15 protein-coding genes are annotated in these 17,136 nt (G+C 68.3%); 6 read left to right on the top strand and 9 right to left on the bottom strand.

Annotation, left to right across the window (positions count from 1 at the left end; translation table 11 throughout):
* Window positions 1-3: 3 nt before the first annotated feature.
* Complete coding sequence (locus ACOGXD_RS10270; RefSeq protein ID WP_419914798.1) at window positions 4-792, bottom strand: enoyl-CoA hydratase/isomerase family protein; 789 nt, start codon at window positions 790-792, stop codon at window positions 4-6.
* A 73-nt stretch (window positions 793-865) separates the two neighbouring features.
* Entirely contained in the window at window positions 866-1,852 is a 987-nt protein-coding gene (locus ACOGXD_RS10265; protein ID WP_419914796.1) for an LLM class F420-dependent oxidoreductase, read from the bottom strand.
* Between the two features lie 110 nt (window positions 1,853-1,962).
* On the opposite strand from ACOGXD_RS10265, the gene ACOGXD_RS10260 reads away from it, so the two are divergent.
* The 4 genes from ACOGXD_RS10260 (at window position 1,963) to ACOGXD_RS10245 (ending at window position 4,890) form a co-directional block, all read left to right on the top strand.
* Window positions 1,963-2,133, top strand: a complete 171-nt coding sequence (locus tag ACOGXD_RS10260; RefSeq protein ID WP_419914794.1) for a hypothetical protein — start codon at window positions 1,963-1,965, stop codon at window positions 2,131-2,133.
* A gap of 73 nt (window positions 2,134-2,206) precedes the next feature.
* Window positions 2,207-3,400 carry a steroid 3-ketoacyl-CoA thiolase gene (locus tag ACOGXD_RS10255; RefSeq protein ID WP_419914792.1) on the top strand — a complete coding sequence of 398 codons (1,194 nt, stop codon included), beginning with the start codon at window positions 2,207-2,209 and terminating at the stop codon, window positions 3,398-3,400.
* 218 nt (window positions 3,401-3,618) lie between these two features.
* Window positions 3,619-4,035 carry a thermonuclease family protein gene (locus ACOGXD_RS10250; RefSeq protein WP_419914790.1) on the top strand — a complete coding sequence of 139 codons (417 nt, stop codon included), beginning with the start codon at window positions 3,619-3,621 and terminating at the stop codon, window positions 4,033-4,035.
* Between the two features lie 9 nt (window positions 4,036-4,044).
* Entirely contained in the window at window positions 4,045-4,890 is an 846-nt protein-coding gene (locus ACOGXD_RS10245) for a ChbG/HpnK family deacetylase (protein WP_419914788.1), read from the top strand.
* A gap of 16 nt (window positions 4,891-4,906) precedes the next feature.
* On the opposite strand, the gene ACOGXD_RS10240 is transcribed toward ACOGXD_RS10245, so the two are convergent.
* The 5 genes from ACOGXD_RS10240 to ACOGXD_RS10220 form a co-directional block, all read right to left on the bottom strand.
* Window positions 4,907-5,260, bottom strand: a complete 354-nt coding sequence (locus ACOGXD_RS10240) for an SCP2 sterol-binding domain-containing protein (RefSeq protein WP_419914786.1) — start codon at window positions 5,258-5,260, stop codon at window positions 4,907-4,909.
* Window positions 5,257-6,114 carry a PIG-L family deacetylase gene (locus ACOGXD_RS10235; RefSeq protein WP_419914784.1) on the bottom strand — a complete coding sequence of 286 codons (858 nt, stop codon included), beginning with the start codon at window positions 6,112-6,114 and terminating at the stop codon, window positions 5,257-5,259. Before ACOGXD_RS10235 ends, ACOGXD_RS10240 begins: the two co-directional genes overlap by 4 nt.
* Window positions 6,115-6,120: 6 nt before the next feature.
* The gene (locus tag ACOGXD_RS10230; RefSeq protein WP_419914782.1) at window positions 6,121-7,326 is read right to left on the bottom strand and encodes a potassium channel family protein; all 1,206 of its coding nucleotides are present in this window, start codon (window positions 7,324-7,326) and stop codon (window positions 6,121-6,123) included.
* 173 nt (window positions 7,327-7,499) lie between these two features.
* On the bottom strand, window positions 7,500-8,729 hold the full coding sequence (locus ACOGXD_RS10225; protein WP_419914780.1) for a magnesium transporter: 1,230 nt from the start codon (window positions 8,727-8,729) through the stop codon (window positions 7,500-7,502).
* Window positions 8,730-8,927: 198 nt separating this feature from the next.
* Complete coding sequence (locus ACOGXD_RS10220; protein WP_419914778.1) at window positions 8,928-9,563, bottom strand: TlpA family protein disulfide reductase; 636 nt, start codon at window positions 9,561-9,563, stop codon at window positions 8,928-8,930.
* Window positions 9,564-9,656: 93 nt separating this feature from the next.
* On the opposite strand from ACOGXD_RS10220, the gene ACOGXD_RS10215 reads away from it, so the two are divergent.
* Window positions 9,657-10,709, top strand: a complete 1,053-nt coding sequence (locus ACOGXD_RS10215) for a hypothetical protein (RefSeq protein ID WP_419914776.1) — start codon at window positions 9,657-9,659, stop codon at window positions 10,707-10,709.
* Window positions 10,710-10,736: 27 nt separating this feature from the next.
* On the opposite strand, the gene ACOGXD_RS10210 is transcribed toward ACOGXD_RS10215, so the two are convergent.
* Complete coding sequence (locus ACOGXD_RS10210) at window positions 10,737-14,246, bottom strand: error-prone DNA polymerase (RefSeq protein ID WP_419914774.1); 3,510 nt, start codon at window positions 14,244-14,246, stop codon at window positions 10,737-10,739.
* Window positions 14,247-14,288: 42 nt separating this feature from the next.
* Window positions 14,289-15,548: a cytochrome P450 gene (locus ACOGXD_RS10205; protein ID WP_419914772.1), complete on the bottom strand. Its 1,260-nt coding sequence runs from the start codon at window positions 15,546-15,548 to the stop codon at window positions 14,289-14,291.
* A gap of 91 nt (window positions 15,549-15,639) precedes the next feature.
* Here ACOGXD_RS10205 and ACOGXD_RS10200 point away from each other — a divergent pair, with 91 nt between their 5' ends.
* Entirely contained in the window at window positions 15,640-17,124 is a 1,485-nt protein-coding gene (locus ACOGXD_RS10200; protein WP_419914770.1) for an amidase, read from the top strand.
* Window positions 17,125-17,136 lie beyond the last annotated feature (12 nt).

Genomic DNA, 17,136 nt, shown 5'->3' with positions numbered 1-17,136 from the left:
CTCCTAACTGCCGGTGAAGTTCGGCGCGCGGCGCTCCACGAATGCAGCGATGCCCTCACGGCCGTCGTGGGTGCGCATGGCGGTGGTGATCATCTTGCCTTCGAACTCGCCCGCCTGTTCGAGCGGCGAGTCGATGCCCGCGTACACCACCCGCTTGGCGTGGCCCAGCGCCCACGCCGGTCCGTCGGCCAGCGACTGGGCGAGCTCGGCGGTGGCAGCGTCGACCTCGTCGTCGGGAACAACCCGGTTGACCAGGCCCCACTGCTCGGCCTCTTCGGCCGAGAGCACGCGGTTGGTGAGCGTCAGGTCGAGCATCCGGCGCAGCCCGATGTGGCGCGCCAGGAAGTACGACGACGTGCCGTCGGGCGTCACGCCGGCCCGGGTATAGGCCATGGTGAACTTCGCCGACTCGCCCGCGATCACCAAGTCGAACGAGGCGGCCAGCGACATGCCGGCCCCGCCGACGCTGCCACCCACGCCGGCAACGAACGGCTTGGGCGTGCGGTTCATCTTGTTGATCGCCGCATGCAGGTCGATGACCATGTCCGATGCAAGCTGGGGCAGGCCATCGCCCGCTGCGTGGAATTCCTTCAGGTCGCCGCCCGCCGAGAACACCCTGCCTTCCGCAGTGACCGACGCTGCCTTGACTGCGTCATCGAATTCGATTTCGAGCATGACGGCCCGCAGCTCGCGTGAGAACTGGGGGTTGACGGCGTTGGCGCCCTCCGGTCGGTTGAACCGCACATGCGCCACACCGTCACGCACTTCGTAGGTGATCGTTGCCAGGTCCATGGTTGCTCCTCGTGTGGTGCCGCCGGCTCAGTCTCTTCGGGAGACTACGCGGCCCTGTAGCCCTCAGTCGCGTCTAGTGCCGGGCTGCTGGAGCGAGGTCGCGGGCGGCCTGGACCGGATCGATGCCACCGAACGGCATGATCGAGATGGCCGATACGTCGACGCCGTTCGCGTGATAGCGGTCGATGTGCTCGCGGCAGGCCTCCGGCGGGCCGTGCACCAGCAGTTCGTCGACAAGGTCGTCGTCGATGACCTCGAGCGCTCCTCGACGGTCGCCCTCAGACCAGCGCTCCCACATGGAGGCGAGCAGCTCGCCCCGGCCGAGCCAGCGATGGAACTCGGCATAGACGGGAACATTGAGATACGCAGCGATCGCACGCTTGAAGCCGGCCCGAGCCACTTCGGCATCGGGATTGGGGCATACGAAGATCCGGGCGACCACCTCCTTGCTATCGCCGCCCTCATCGACATAGGGACGGACGGCGGCAACGTCGTCAGCCGAGAGCCAATTGATGATGGCGCCGTCGCCCTCGCTGCCGGCCAGCCGCAGCATGCCGGGCCGCAGGGCTGCCAGCAGGATCGGCGGCTGCACCTCGGGCGGACGGCCGAGGCGGAAACCCTGGATGTCGAACGTGTCGTAGGTCTCGCTGATCCGCTCGCCGGTGAGCGCCTGGCGCAGGAATCGAGCGGTGTCACGCGTTCGCTTGAACGGCTCGTCGAAGGGGATGCCGTTCCAGCGCTCCACGATGACATTGGACGAGGCGCCGATGCCCATGGCGAAGCGGCCCGGTGCCGCCTCGCAGATGGCGGCCGTCTGCTGGGCCAGCAGCGCCGGGCCGCGGGTGAAGGCCGGGATGATGGCGATGCCCAGCCGCACATCGGGCACCCATTGGCTGGCCAGCACCAGCGGGGTGAACCCGTCGGTGCCGTCGGCCTCCGAGCTCCAGAACTCGGTGTAGCCGAGATCTGCGAATTCGCGGTAGAGGTCGGCTTGGGCGTGAAGGGGATCGTCGAAGGGAACGGTGATGCCGTAGCGCCAGTCGTGCTGATTGTCGGTCACGGCGCGCAGGCTAGTGAGCGGAGGCGAGACGGTTCCGTGAGACGGCTTCGCAGTGCGCCGGAGACGCACTGGGGGCTATTCGTGTCACACCCCCCGATCACACTGGGCGCATGACAAAACAGCTTGATGTCGCACCTCAGCTCCGGCTGGTGTCAACCAGCCGGATGCCCCACCGGCTGAACCGGGCCACCCGTCAGGAAGGCCTGCGGGGCGTTGCTCGGGCGCGGGCGGCGCTGGCGGCCACGGCACGCCCGCCCGAAATCGATCTCCACGCCGCCTGATGCCGGCCGCAACAGGCCACGGGCGGCCAAACCACTGGGCGGGCAGTGCGGGGGCGCAAGTACAGTGCCGGCCATGAGCAGCGCTTCTGTGAACCAGCATCCCGACGACATCGTCATTGTCGACGCCGTCCGATCTCCCGTCGGCCGGCGCGGCGGCGACCTGAGCGGCATCCATCCGTCCGATCTGCTCAGCGACGTGCTGACCTCGCTGATGGACCGCACCCAGGTCGACCCGGCCAGCATCGGCCAGATCGTGGGCGGCTGTGTCAGCCAAGCCGGCGAGCAGACTGCCAACATCGCGCGCACTGCGTGGCTCGGCGCGGGCTATCCCCTGTCGGTCGCGGCCACCACCGTCGACGCGCAGTGCGGTTCGAGCCAGCAGGCCACAACGCTGGCGTACGGCCTCGTGCGCAGCGGCGTGGTCGACTCGGCCATCGGATGCGGCGTCGAGTCGATGACGCGCAACCCGATGGGATCGAGCTACAAGAAGGGGCAGCGCACCGCCACCTCTCGTTACAAGGAGCACTACGAGTACACAACGCAGTTCCAGGGCGCCGAGCTCATGGCCAAGCAGTGGGGCATCAGCCGTGAAGAATGCGATGCCTACGGCCTGCGAAGCCAGAACAACGCCGCCCGGGCGTGGACCGAAGACCGCTTCGCCACGCAGATCGTCGAGGTCGACGCGCCGGTGCTCGACGAAGACGGCAAGCCCACCGACGAGGTCCGCCACGTCGTGCGCGACGGCGGCATCCGGCCCACCACGGCAGAGGGCCTTGCCGGGATCTCGCCGGTGATGGACGGCGGCGTGCACACCGCGGGCAGCTCCTCGCAGATCAGCGACGGATCGGGAGCGGTGCTGCTCATGCGCGCCGGCCGTGCCAGCGAGCTGGGCTTGCGCCCGCTGGCTCGCATCGTCGACACCTGCTTGGTCGGCAGCGACCCGGTGCTGATGCTGACCGGGCCGATCGAGGCCACCAACTACCTGCTCGAGCGCAATGGCATGCAGATGTCCGACATCGACATCGTCGAGATCAACGAGGCATTCGCATCGGTCGTCTTGGCTTGGCAGCGCGAGGTGCACCCCGACATGGACGGGGTCAATCCCAATGGAGGCGCGATCGCTCTGGGTCATCCGCTGGGCGGCACGGGCGCGATCCTGCTGACCAAGGCGGTGCACGAGCTGCACCGGGCCGACAAGAACACCGCCCTCGTCACGATGTGCTGCGGCGGCGGTCTGGGCACGGGCACCATCATCGAGCGGCTCTGATCAAGCGCCGAGCAGCTTCCCTCGGCGCCTTCGCCGCAGCATGTGCGGCCGCCTGGGCCGGTTGGCAGTACTTCGGCCCATCTGACGGCGCGACAATCGAACCTTCCGGCACGGAAGCGCCGGCGCCCGGCGGCAGTGCGACCGCAGACTCTCCCGGATCCACGGCCACGTCGGAAGCCGACGCGGCGGCGCTGGCGCCGAACGCTGTTGTGCTGGCGGTGATCGACGGCGACACGATGGACGTCGACCTCGGCGGGCGCCGGACGACAGTGAGGTTCCTCGGCATCGACACTCCGGAGAAGACCGGCGGCTACTTGCCCGCCGAGTGCGGCGGCGACGCTGCCACCCAGCGGACGGCCGAACTGCTCCCGCCCGGCACCGGGGTGCTGCTGCAGCGTGACGAAGAGCTCTATGACCGCTATGACCGGCTGCTGGCGTACGTGTACCGGGCCGCCGACGGCCTGTTCGTGAATCGCTACCTCGTGCTCGACGGATACGCCGGCACCATGCACTTCGAGCCCAACACGGAGCACCGCGCCGTGCTCGACGAGGCCGAGGCCGAGGCCCGCGCCGCCCGCAGGGGGATCTGGGCCGATTGCGGCGGCCCGAACCAGCAAGTGGAGGGCGGCAGTTAGCGTGTCGGTGTGGCACCGCTGTCCCAGCGGCTCGGATACGGCCCCGACGACAGACTGCTGATCATCAGCGCGGCCGGACTCGGCGGCTGCCACGCGATGAACGAAGGCGTCTACGCCGCCCTGCGAGACGGCCTGGCAACCACGGGAACGCTGCTCGTGCCGTGCCCGTGGTCACGCGAGGCAGCAGCGAGATTCCGGGGCGAGGACATCGGAGTCGCGCTCACGCTGAACGCCGAGTTCGAGCTGTACCGGTGGGGGCCGATCACCTACGGCCCGTCGCTGCTCGACGGCAACGGTGGGATGCCCAGCACGGTGGGCGATGTATGGGACCACGCCGACCTCGACGAGGTCCGGCGGGAATGCCGGGCACAGATCGAGCGGGCAATCCTGTGGGGCTTCGACGTCACGCACCTCGACAGTCACCTCGACGTGCTCAGCGTGCGCCCCGAGTTCTTCGACGTGTACCTGGAGCTCGCAGTGGAGTTCGGGCTGCCAGTGCGGCTGATCTCCAGCGACGCGCGGCGTCAGCTCGGATTCCCCGCTGAGGATCTGCTCGGTTCTGAGGGCGTCGTGACCCCGGATCGGGTCGTCCGCATAGCGCCGGGGGCCATGGGGCGGTACCGGCGCATCGAGGCGCTGCTCGACTCGCTCGAACCGGGGGTGACCGAATTGCAGCTCCAGCCGGCGGCGGACCTGCCGGAGTTGCGGTCGCTGACCGCCCAATGGGGATCACGCGTGGAGGATCTGCTCCACCTGCGTGACAACGCGGAGCTGCGTGCCCATATCGAGCGCAGCGAGATACGTCTGGTGGGATATCGAGCGCTGCGGCAGCTTCAGCGATCCAGCACCGGCTGAGCGAGCCCGGCGCTGCTCAGCCCGGCGAGCCCAGCGAACCCGCAGCGCGCCAAGCCGGCAGCAGCTCCAGCCAGAGCGCCATGTCGCCGGAAACCTTGAGATCGCCAGCCATGTAGTAGCGGGCGGGATCGGCATCGCCGCAGACCACGTCGGCGGCGAGCTGCCACGGCGCCTCGAGGGTCAGATCAGCACCCCGGGTGGTCCCCGCAGAGGCCGACGTCAGGACGCCGGATTCGAAGATCAGGCTCACGGCAACTTTGCCGTGGGGACCGCCAGCGGTTTTCATCACGACGGTGCCCGACACGTTCCCCAGCGGCTCGTGGCCGGCGTCGGCCCACGCCGCCAGGAACTCGTCGTCGAGAAAACTCATGGGCGCAGCCCGGCGAAGAGGTCATGCTCCATCGGCTCGGTCGCGATGCGCGACTCGAGCAGCATGTACTCCTCGTAAGGATGGATCGAGTCGGCGACGTCGTCGGGCAGACCGAACCAGAACGGCGAATTCGGATCGACTTGGGTGGCGTGAGCCAGCAGTGCCTTGCGCCGTACCGCGTTGTTCACCTCGACAACCGCAGTGATGCGGTCGTCGCGGCTGGGTCGCCCCAGCCACTTCTCGTCGAACGGCGACTCAAGACCGAGATCCAAGAAGGCCTGGTGGATCAGCTTCATGCGCTTGTGCGACCACACCGGGGAGTACATCTTCATCGGCGTGAACGCTGGGCCGCACTCGGGGCGCCAGGCCGGTTCGCCGGCGTGGGCAAAAGCCGGAATGCAGATGGCGGTGACCTGCAGGTGATCGGGGTGCGGGTAGCGCGACTGCACCAGCGGGTAGGTCAGGATGACTTGCGGGCGCACCCGGCGGATCACGGTAACCAGTCGCGCGACCGCTTCGTCGAGGTCGGCGTTGGCAAAGGCATCGGGATGGGCGTTGGCTTCCGTATCGGGCATGCCCGAGTCGCGATAGCCCAGCATGATGACTTCGTCGTAGCCGATCTCGACCGCAGACGCGTCGAGTTCGGCGCGCCGGACTTCGGCGAGGTTCTCCTTCACCTCGGGCCGGTCCATCGCCGGGTTCAGGATGTCGCCCTCCTCGCCGCCGGTGCAGCACACGAGCGTGGTGCGGATGCCCTCGTCGGCATACCGGCGGACGGTGCCCGCCCCCTTCGACGCTTCATCGTCGGGGTGCGCGTGCACCGCGAGAATTGACAGTCCCGTGTCCTGCGACATCGGCGGTCAAGCTACCGGCGTCAATTGGATGTGTCCGGTTTCCTCGTCGATGTCCATCGAGTAACCGCAGATCGCAGCGAGGCGGTCACGGCCCTCCTCGGGACCCGACGCGAGCAGCTCGTCGCCGACCCACAGCCGCACCGTGCGGGGCGGGTTGTAGATGTAGCTGGCCGCGCGACGGATGGCCAGCACGTGATAGCCGGGATCCACCGCCAGCCCGAGCGACCCGAGTGTCGAGTCGTCGGCCTGTGAACCGGGCGCAACCGGCACCTGCACGACGACGTCGTCGGTGTCACCGAGCGCGAGCGCCAGCACAGGGTGAATGTCCTCATCCTCGAGCACGAGCGAGGTGATGTTGCGTGCCTGGTCGCCGATGTCCTCGGCGGCCTCCGCGACGTGCAGCAGGCCGCGCAGCCCCGCCGGGTCGGCCCCTGCCTCGTCGGCCTCTGCCGCAGCGCGCAGCACCCACGTCTGCATCGATACCTTCATGCCGTCGAGTCGCTCCTGCATCGACCGCACCTCGCGAGCGAGCGACAGGTCGTGCAGCACGAGTGCCGAGTAGGCCAGCCCGATCGCCGCCTCAGACAGGTTCTTCATCTCGACGAGCGTGTCGACAGCTCGGTCGAGGTCGCTGAGCACCTGCGCTTCATCGGGTTCGGGCGGGTTCCAGCGCTCCATGGCCGCCAGCTCTCGCAACCGCACGATGCCCGCTGGGTCGCCACGCATGAACAGCACGTCACCCGGTTCCACGATGCTGTCGCCGCCGACGTCGGTCAACCAGTGGCGGCCGCGCTGGATGGCGACCACACGCATGCCGACCGCCACGGGCAGCTCCATGTCGCGCAGCGGCCGGTTGGCCAGGTGACTGCCTTCTGCCACCACCAATCGATGCGAGACCTCGGCCGCCTGCGCCAGATCCACGATGAGCGCCCGCGGGATGCCCAAGTGGTGCAGCACGATCTTGGAGATGTCGACCGCGGCATTAGCGATCTGCTCGATCGACGACACCACCTGCAGCACTGAGCTCATGCCGTCGACCTCGCGCGGGTGCCGCACGGCCAGCATCGCCAGCGATCGCATCTCGTGCACGAGGGCGGACATGTCCTCCTCGAGGCTCAAGACGGCATCGGCCATGCCCTCGTCGTCGAAGTAGAGCGCGGCGTAGGCCAGATCGACCATGAGCTCGGAGGCGTCCTTGGCCTCGGCGAGCATGGATTTCAGGTTTCGAGGTTTGTCTTCAGGGTCTGATCGCATTGCACATCGTCAGCGAGCGACGCGACGGGCTCCAATCGACTCGGGGACACGATGACGCCGCTGCGCCAAGCGTAGGCACAGCGGCAGAGGGGCGAGAGTGGAATTCACGACAGGCAATCGCATGGCGCCTGTCATGACAGGCCCACCCAGCTGACGGCCAGCACGAGCGCAGCGGCGCCGGCGAGGTCGACAGTGCTGTTCACCAGCGGGATGCCGTAGGTATCGGGGTCGACGCCGACCCGGGTTGCGACCACCGTGCCGTAGTAGGCAATGGCGCCCGCCAAGGCCGTCGCGATCATCCCCCCGATCAGCGAGATCGCCACGAGCCGCAGCAGGCCGGGCGTCGACATCGAGAATGCCATGGCGAATCCGTGGGCAAGCAGGCCGTTCAGCACGAAGACCGGAACGGTCAGCGTGAAGGCGAACAGCATGTCGAGTCGGGCACCTCGCTGCGGCAGCGCCCGGGGTTCGATGACACCCAGATGCAGCTTGCTCGACAGCCGGCTCGACAGGATGCCGCCGATGGCGCCGGCAGCAGCCAGGCAGGCAGGCACCAAAATGAGCACCGCGCGCTTGTCGATGAAGTCCTCCAGACGATGCTCGATCACGACCCCGGCGATGATGAGCACGAAACCGCCGACGAACAGCACGGGCATCGACTCGCGCACGATCTGCCAGAGCTGCTCCAGTCCCGACCGCCATGCCCAGGCCATCGCGGCGGCCGCCCCGATCACACTGGCGACCGCAACGAGCGGTGTGAGCGCGGTGATGCCCACGAGATAGCTCGCCAGGAACAGAGCTGGGAGCGTGACGACGTCGCCGACCGCTGAGATGAGGGGCGCGCTGACGTTGTCGAGATCCCAGCCGCGCCGGGTGGAAATTGCGGCGAGTCCGAGCGTCACTACCAGCACGACCACCGAGGCCAGCTCGGCCCCGACAACCGACACCACGATGAGATCGGTGATGCCGATGATCCCGGAGAGCCCGAACACCGGGGCAAGCACCTTGGTCATCACGCCCAGCGCCACCGCTGTCACCAAGGTCAGCACAGCCGCGGCAATGACGTTCTGGCCCACGATCGTGTCGCGGCGGGCCGTGGCCCGGAAGGTGCCCGCGTGAATGGTGGTGGCCAGACGGCTGCCGAGGGCGCCGAAGATGTCGCCCCGCATGCCGATGGCAGCCGGAACCAGCACCAACAGGCCCGGCAGTCGCTCGAGCGTTCCGGTGACAGCTGCGAGCAGCACACCGGCGGCAGTGGCCGTCAGGCTGCTGACTGCGAGCGCCGAGAGGCTCTGGCGGGCACCGGTGACGTCGGGGCCGAGCAGGCCCCGCAGAAACCCCAGCGGGTGCAGCCGGACCACCGGGCGAAGCAGTGCACGGCCGGCAGATCGCCCGCGCGCGGCTCCGGCAACGACGCGGCGAGTCGCCGTGCTGGTGCGTCTCGGGGCGCGGCGCGGCGCGGAATCGCCCTCGGCCATACGCCAAGGGTGGCAGCCTCACCGGTCGACGCGCGCGTTTGTGCGCCCGCTATGGCATCTGTGCCCTGCGGTTCGGGCTCTCTATGAGGCTGGCTCGAGCAGTGTGGTGAAGAATGCCGCCAACTCGGGCGCGCCGCCTGGGATGTTGCCGGCGAACCGCAGCACTACCTCGTTGTCCGCATCGACGGCGACGAGGTATGGCACCGACACCAGGCCGAAGGCGTCAACCACCGACATCGCAGGCGTGTCGGCCACGACAGGGTGCTGCCAGCCTTCGTCACGCAGCCATTTCTCCGGTGGATGATTGCCGCGTGTGGCGTCTTCGAGCACTGAGACTGCATAAAAGTCCACGCCAGCGGGCAGCTCGTTCGTCTCCAGCCAACCGGTGAGGTCCTCGACCTCGTTCTGGCAGTGCGGGCACCAGTGGGCATAGAAGGCCACCACCATCGGACGCCCGTGGTTCTCGATGCGAACCTCGGCACCGGTGAGCAGGTCGGCGCCGACCACCTGGGGTGCCTGGCGGCCGACGGCGGGATCGTCTTCCAGTTGCTCGAACTGCGGCAACGCCGTGCCGGAGACCTGCGTCCGGTCGGGTGCAGCACCACTCGCCGACGTCGTTGCAGCAGCGGCGTCGGTCGCAACGGGTTCCGACGCATCGTCTCCGCCGCACGCAGCAGCCAGCAGCACTGCACACAGACTGATCGCTACTCGTCGCACCGCCGTCAAGGCTAGGCACGGTGCCGACCTCACCCGACGTAGACCGCCGGCCATGCCCGGGGCGTGCCGGGCAGCCGATGGCAGACTTGGCCCGTGGAGACCCGTCAGCTCGAATCGACACCCGGCTTCGTCATCTTCGACCTGCCCGACGCCCAGCACTACGTCGGGGACACTCGCCTCGGCAGCCGCCTCATCCCCGGCAACGCCACGATGCTGTTACGGCACCTCACCTACGTCTTCGCCACGCTGGAGCAGCAGCGCAGCGGCGCCAGCATCGGCCTCAAGTCCGACCCTGCCGATGCCGCCGGGGCCGTGGAGGCGCTGGCGGACGAGCTGACCGACGACTTCTCCAGCGGCCGGCTCTCAACCAGCCCGGGCCTGCGGCTCGACGCCGAGCTGCTGGCACCCGTGCTGGCCCACGACCAGCGCAATCTCATCGGCAACGACGATCGCGACGGCATCTCGTTCAACCACGAGCTCATCGGCGTCGGGGCTGCTGCGGCGGCAGCCAGCCTGCTCGGCGGTCTCGACGGCAAGCGCATCGCAATCGAAGGTTTCGGCCCGGCAGGGCTGGGCATCGCACGAGAAGCCGCTGCGGCAGGGGCGAGCATCGCGCGGGTCGCCACGGCGAAGGGCTGTACTGCCGACCAGATTGATGGTGGCCAGCTCGACCCGACGGCACTTGCCGAGGCCTGGCTGGCAGACGGCGAGATGTGCGTGGCAACGCTCTCGGGAGACGGCGAGCCGGCCAAGCCGTGGACCGTCTGGAAGGACGACGTGGACGTGCTGTTCTGCGGGTCGAAGCCCGCTGCCATGTCCGGCGACGGGGCCGCAATGGCCGGTTCCACGCCGGTGGTCGCCTTCTCGTCAGCCGCGGTGTCGTCGAAGGCCCTCGCGGTGCTGCGCGCAGCGAGCACTCCGGTCGCGGCCGACTTCGTGGCTGCTGCCGGTCCGGCTTTGGGCTGGTGGGCCGATCCTGTGCTCACCCACGACGACCTGCGTTCGGCAACCGCAGACACGGTGGCAGCCGTCATGTCCGAGACCGCCGGCCACGACGACGGCCCGTTCATGGCCGCCTGCTACCGGGCTGAGTCGTTCCTGCAGACTTGGCAGGACGAGCTGCCGTTCGGCCGTCCGCTGGGCTGACGCAGCACTCGCCGCGTGAGGCCGCGCTCAGCGGAAGTCGCGGCTCCCCACCGAAGCAGGCACATCGAGAGCTTCGAGTCTTTCGGCGATCACGTTCGCCACGTTCTCATGACGCTCGAGGCGGCCTGACACCATCAGCGCGGGCATATCGCGCGCAACCGAGCGGTACCGCTGCCAGCATCCCCGCGACACCACCACGTTCACCAAGCCCGTCTCGTCCTCGAGATTCAGGAACGTCGTGCCGCCAGCCGTCATGGGCCGCTGGCGGTGCGTCACCAAGCCGGCAACGCGGATCTTGCCCGGTGGGCACGTGAGCAGTTCTGCGGCAGTGCGAACGTCGGCAGCGGCCAGCTCAGAGCGCAGGAACTTCGTCGGATGCCCGTTGGGGGCTACGCCGGTGGCCCACAGGTCCGCTGCAGCGGTCTCAGTGGCTGACATGCCCCGCAGCGGCGGTGACTCAGCACCGGTCACGACCCCCGCGAGCCGGTCCGAGCCCCCCTGGTGCACAGCCCCGGCCGCCCACAGTGCTTCGCGCCGCGACAGCCCGAAGCAGTCGAACGCTCCCGCGGCGGCCAGCGCCTCCAGCGCCTGCAGGCTCAGTTCGGCTCGGCGCTGAAGGTCTTCCATGCTGCTGTAGGGGCCACCGACGGCGATCCGCTCGGCAAGCTCATCGCCCACCTCCCGAACCGATGACAGCCCCAGCCGCACAGCCATCCCGCCGGTGGAGGCATTGCACGGCTCCAGCGTGGCTGTCTCGGAGGACAGGTTGATGCAGGGCGAATACACCACCACCCCGTGACGGCGAGCGTCCTGGCACAGCGAGTGCGGTGAGTAGAACCCCATCGGCTGCGCATTCAGCAGCGCCGCGCAGAACGCTGCCGGGTAGTGCAGCTTGATCCACGACGAGGCATACACCAGGTGAGCGAACGACACAGAGTGGCTCTCGGGGAAGCCGTAATCGGCGAAGGCGACCATCTTCTCCCAGACCCGCTCGGCCACATCGCCGATCAGCCCCCGGGAGGCCATGCCGCTGAACAGGCGCTCGCGCAAGCGGCCCATCCGCTCACGGGACCGCTTGGAGCCCATGGCCTGGCGCAGCTCGTCGGCTTCGGCGGGTGTGAACCCGGCGACGTCGATGGCTATCTGCATGAGCTGCTCCTGGAACAGCGGGATGCCCAGCGTCTTTTTGAGCGAGTTCTCCAGCAGGGGATGCAGGTAGGTGACCGGTTCTTCTCCGTTGCGTCGCCGGATGTAGGGATGCACCGAGCCGCCCTGGATGGGCCCGGGGCGGATGAGCGCCACCTCCACCACCAAGTCGTAGAAGCAGCGGGGACGCAGCCGCGGCAGGGTGGCCATCTGGGCGCGTGACTCCACCTGGAACACGCCGATGCTGTCGGCGCGGCAGAGCATGTCGTAGACCTCGTCTTCCTGGGGCAGCATGCCGATGTCAACGTTCGTGTGATGCGCGTCAGCGATCAGGTCGACGGCGTGGTGCAGGGCCGACAGCATTCCCAGCCCGAGCAGATCGAACTTCACCAGCCCGACTGCGGCGCAGTCGTCCTTGTCCCACTGCAGCACCGAGCGATCTGCCTTGGTGGCCCATTCGGTGGGGCAGACATGAGTCACCGGCCGGTCGCAGATGACCATGCCGCCCGAGTGGATGCCGAGGTGGCGCGGCGCCCCTTCGAGCGCAGCGGCCAGCTCTGCCACGTCGGCGGGAATGCCGGCCTCATCGTGCTGTGGCTGACTGGGGCCGTTGCCTGTCGGCTCAGGCCCGGCGTCGCGCCAGTCGCGTGTACGGGGCCGGCCTGCCCGATGGGGCTGGGCCGCCGACTCGTTCGAGGCACCGTCCGAAGCAGGCAACGGGCTGTACCTGTCCAGCGACTTCGACCAGGCATCGGCCTGACCGGGCTCCCAGCCCAGGGCCCGGGCCATGTCACGCACCGACGAGCGCGCCCGGTAGGTGATGACGTTCGCCACCTGCGCCGTGTGAGCACGGCCGTAGCGCCCGTACACGTACTGGATGGCTTCCTCGCGGCGACCGCTCTCGATGTCGATATCGATGTCGGGCGGCCCGTCGCGCTCTGGCGACAGGAAGCGCTCGAACAGCAGCCCCAGCTCGACCGAGTCGACATTGGTGATACCGAGCGCGTAGCAGACTGCCGAGTTCGAGGCCGAACCGCGGCCCTGGCAGTAGATGTCGCGGCTGCGGCAGAACGACACGATGTCGTACACCACTAGGAAATAGCCAGCGAAGCCGAGCTGTTCGATGAGATCGAGCTCGTGATTGAGCTGCGCCCACGCCCCCGGCACCCGCTCGCTCTCAGGGGTGCCGTACCTCCACTGTGCCCGCTGAGCCACGAGGTGCCGCAGGTACGACATCTCGTCGTGACCGTCGGGACAGGGGTACGGCGGCAGGTTGGGCGCAACCAGTGACAGATCGAATGCGCAGTCGCGACCGAGTTGTGCAGCAGCACTCACCACACCCGGCCAGCGGGCGAACCGGCGGGCCTGCTCGGCACCGGATCGCACGTGCGCTGTCGCTGCTGGCGGCAACCAGCCGTCCAGTTCGTCGAGGCTGCGCTGGGCTCGCACCGCAGCCAGGGCGGTAGCCAGCCGCCGCCCGGCAGGGGTGGCGTAGTGGACGCCGTTGGTACAGATCGGCTCAACGCCGGCTCGCACAGCCAGTTCGGCCAGCGCGTCGTTGCGGTCGCTGTCGAGCGGGTGGCCGTGGTCCCACAGCTCGACGAAGACGTTGTGACGGCCGGCTGCTTCGATGAGACGGTCGAGCTGGGCGGCTGCAGCGCGTGGCCCGCCGCCGGGTCCTTCGGCCATGAGCGCTGCGGGGACGGCGCCCTTGCGGTGCCCGGTGAGGATCGCCCACTCGTCGCGGTGTGCCGCTGCAGCTGCGAGGAATTCGCCGGTGCTCAAGCGCGGGGCGTGCTTGCGGCCCGCCATCTGCGCTGCCGAGATCAACTCGCCCAGCGCGGCGTACCCCGCCGGCGACCGGGCCAGCACCACCACATGAGAGCCCACGGGGTCGGCACATCCGGTGCGCTCAGGGCGTGCCCGCGGCATTCGCCCGCGCTTAGGAGGCGCCGAGCTGCCAGCGCCATGAGCGTCGAGCGTCAACCCGTCGGCGCCATACGCGTCGAGCGTCAACTCGTCGACGCCGTACGCGTCGAGCGTCAATTCAGTGCCGAACACCGTCGGCAGCCCGGCTTCGGCGGCTGCCTCCGCGAAGCGGACCACTCCGTAGAACCCGTTGTGATCGGTCAGCGCCAGCGCTTCGAGCCCCAGCCGCACAGCTTCGTCCACCAGCTCGCCCGGGCTCGACGCCCCGTCCAGGAAGCTGAAGTTGGAATGGGCGTGCAGCTCCGCGTACGGCACCGTGAGCTCCGCCGGCCGCGGTCGGGCGACAGGCTCAATCCGCTCGCCGTCGGCAGCGAAGCTCTCGCCATAGCCCCGAATTGGCGGCCGGTCGGACAACCGCCGCTCCAGCTCGCTCCAGGGAATTCCCGGATTCGTGAAACCCACAGCACAACACTAGCGAACAACAGTTTGATAGAACAAGGGTTCTTAAAACAGAAGTTCTGCAGGCTGCATCGCGTGGGGGCAGGTGAGGACGGGCATCTCGGTGATGGCGTTGAACAACACGCTGCCCATTGGAGTGGGCGCCTCCGCCAAGGCAATGTCGGGCAGCCGCCGGTACAGCTCGGCGAGCACGCAGCGCAACTGGGTTCGCGCCACCGACGCGCCCAAGCAGAAGTGCGGCCCCGTGCCGAACGCAAGATGCGCGGCAGCATTCGGGCGCAGGATGTCGAACCGGTTCGGGTCGCCAAACACCTCCTCGTCCCGGTTGGCCGAGAGGTACGACAGGTACACCTTGTCGCCAGCGCCGATCGTCGTACCACCGATCGCGACGTCTTCGGTTGCGGTGCGGCAGAACTGCATGATCGGCGGCGAGAAGCGAAGCACCTCTTCGATGGCGTTCGGCAGCCGCCGGTCCAGATCTTCGAGCAGGAGCGCCTTCTGGTCGGGGTGCTCGTCCATCAGCCGCACGAAATGCGCTGCGGTGTTACGCGTCGTCTCATGTCCAGCGATCGACAGGGTCACAAAGAACTGGGTGATCTCATCGGGAGTGAGACTGCGCCCGTCCACCTCGCCGCGGGTGTAGCGCGACAGCATCGTGTCGTCGTTGAGGTCGCCCTGGTTCTTCACCAGATCGTCCAGGAAGAGATACAGCTCGAGCATCGTGTGCTCGAAATTCTCGGCGAACTCGACGTTCGCGACGTTGTTGGCGATCCGCAGATACTCGCGACGCAGCTTCTGGGGCACGCCCATCATCTGGCACAGCAGGATCATCGGCAGCTCCGCGGCTACCTCGAACACGAACTCGGCGCGATCGCGTTCCGCCAGATCGTCGATCACCTTCGCGGCTTCGGCTTCGATGAACGGCTCGAGCGCGGCGATGCGTCGGGGCGTCAGCTCCGGCTGCAGCAACCGTCGGTACTGGGTGTGCTGCGGCGGGTCCATGCCCATGAGGCCTGAGCGCAGCGCTTGGATCGCGATCGGGTCCTCTTTGACGTCAACCCACAGCACCGAGTTCTCCCACACCGAGAACCGGTCCGGATCCTTCGACACCGCATCCACATCGGCATAACGACTCAACACCCAGAAGCCAACGCACGGCAGGTACATGTGATCGACGGGCGGCGGCGGGTTCCACCACACCGGTGCCTCGCGCCGCAGCACCTCCAAGTACTCATGCGGAGCACCGCCGATGCGAGCCATATCGGCCTGGCTCGCCAAGTTCACGTCTCCAGGACGCAACCCCATGACCCCCCGTTTCCCTAGGCGACGCGTGGCTGCGACCCTACGCCGACACAGCCTTTCTGACCCCGCCCGGCAACCGAACTACGTTGCGCCCATGGTTGAGACATCACCCGCCGGCGCGTCGGCAGGCACACCAGACGAAAACCTGCCTGACGGCGTGGCCACCGCCGAGCTGTTCGCTTCAGGCGAAGCGTCGGCGGTCGAACTGCTGGCCGAAGCCACCTCCCGGGCAGACCGAGTGAACCCGGAGATCAACGCCATCATCGGACGGCTCGACGACAGCGCTCGCCGTGCGGCCGAACAGCTCGACGCCGCACGCAGCGCTGGCGAGGCAAGCGGTTCGCTGGCCGGCGTGCCGTTCCTCACCAAGGACCTGACCTGCACGACGCAAGGACAGCCGTACCACGCCGGCAACGCCGCGCTCAAAGAAGCGGGATACGCGGCGTCGAGCACCGCTCACCTGGCCACGATGTTCACTGAGCTGGGACTGGTGAACTTCGGCCGCACAAACACGCCTGAATTCGGCCTCACCATCACCACCGAGCCGCTGGCGTACGGGCCGGCAGCCAATCCGTGGAACACCGGCCATTCAACCGGCGGGTCCAGCGGCGGCTCCGCCGCAGCAGTGGCCGCGGGCATCGTGCCCATCGCCCACGCCAACGATGGGGGCGGCTCGATCCGTGTGCCCGCCGCCAACTGCGGGCTGTTCGGGCTGAAGCCGAACCGGGGCCGGGTGTCGCTGGGTCCCGATTCCGGAGATGGCTGGGCCGGCTGGAGCGTCGACGGTGTCGTCAGCCGCAGCGTGCGCGACAGCGCCCGGGTGCTCGACGGCATCAGCCGGCCGTGGCCCGGCGACCCCTACTGGGCGCCGCCGCCGTCGGGCACGTTCGAGTCCGCGGCGGCACGCGAACCGCAGAAGCTCCGGATCGGACTGTGCCCGCACTCCGATTGGGGACCGGTGGACAACGAATGCAGTCAGGCCGTCGAGAGCGCCGGGAAGCTGCTGGAGAGCCTCGGACACCACGTCAGCTACTCGACACCGGCCGAGATGTTCCACGCAGAGTTCTTCGAGCACTTCCGCACGATCGTGGCTGCGCAGAACGTCGTCATGCTTGCTGGTCTCGAGGAGGCCTTGGGCCGGCACATGAGCCGTGCCGATGTGGAGGGAGACACGTGGGCGCTCATGAACATCGGGCGCGAGGTCAGCGGGGCGCAGTACGTCTCAGCGCTTGAGTGGTGCCATGCCTGGACGCGGCGGCTCGCCGCATGGTGGGCGGGCCACGACGTGCTGGTGTCACCGATCATGGCCGAGCCGCCGCCTCGTCTCGGCGAATTGCGCAATCCCGAAACCGGTCGCGGCCGGCTGAATGACCTGCTGCAGTTCACCCCGCAGTTCAACGTGACCGGCCAGCCAGCAATGTCAGTGCCCCTGCATTGGGCTGCCGGCGATCTGCCGGTGGGCGTGCAGTTCGTGGGCGCCCATGCCAACGAGGAGATGCTGCTCTCGCTGGCCGGCCAGCTCGAGCGAGCGGCGCCGTGGGCGGGCCGCATGCCGAGCCTGTGGGCCGGCAGCGGCTGAGGTCGGCCGCTG

It is taken from the genome of Candidatus Poriferisodalis sp., assembly GCF_965204125.1.
GTDB lineage: Bacteria > Actinomycetota > Acidimicrobiia > Acidimicrobiales > Poriferisodalaceae > Poriferisodalis.
Note: the sequence above shows the minus strand (reverse complement) of the source record. Positions and strands in the feature narration are given on the sequence as shown.

What these genes read in the sequence shown, in the direction of transcription:
- ACOGXD_RS10255 (WP_419914792.1), top strand. Translation starts at nt 2,207, where the DNA reads ATGAGCAGCGCTTCTGTGAACCAGCATCCCGACGACATCGTCATTGTC.
- ACOGXD_RS10270 (WP_419914798.1), bottom strand. Translation starts at nt 792, where the DNA reads ATGGACCTGGCAACGATCACCTACGAAGTGCGTGACGGTGTGGCGCAT.
- ACOGXD_RS10205 (WP_419914772.1), bottom strand. Translation starts at nt 15,548, where the DNA reads ATGGGGTTGCGTCCTGGAGACGTGAACTTGGCGAGCCAGGCCGATATG.
- ACOGXD_RS10200 (WP_419914770.1), top strand. Translation starts at nt 15,640, where the DNA reads ATGGTTGAGACATCACCCGCCGGCGCGTCGGCAGGCACACCAGACGAA.
- ACOGXD_RS10240 (WP_419914786.1), bottom strand. Translation starts at nt 5,260, where the DNA reads ATGAGTTTTCTCGACGACGAGTTCCTGGCGGCGTGGGCCGACGCCGGC.
- ACOGXD_RS10260 (WP_419914794.1), top strand. Translation starts at nt 1,963, where the DNA reads ATGACAAAACAGCTTGATGTCGCACCTCAGCTCCGGCTGGTGTCAACC.
- ACOGXD_RS10230 (WP_419914782.1), bottom strand. Translation starts at nt 7,326, where the DNA reads ATGCTCGCCGAGGCCAAGGACGCCTCCGAGCTCATGGTCGATCTGGCC.
- ACOGXD_RS10235 (WP_419914784.1), bottom strand. Translation starts at nt 6,114, where the DNA reads ATGTCGCAGGACACGGGACTGTCAATTCTCGCGGTGCACGCGCACCCC.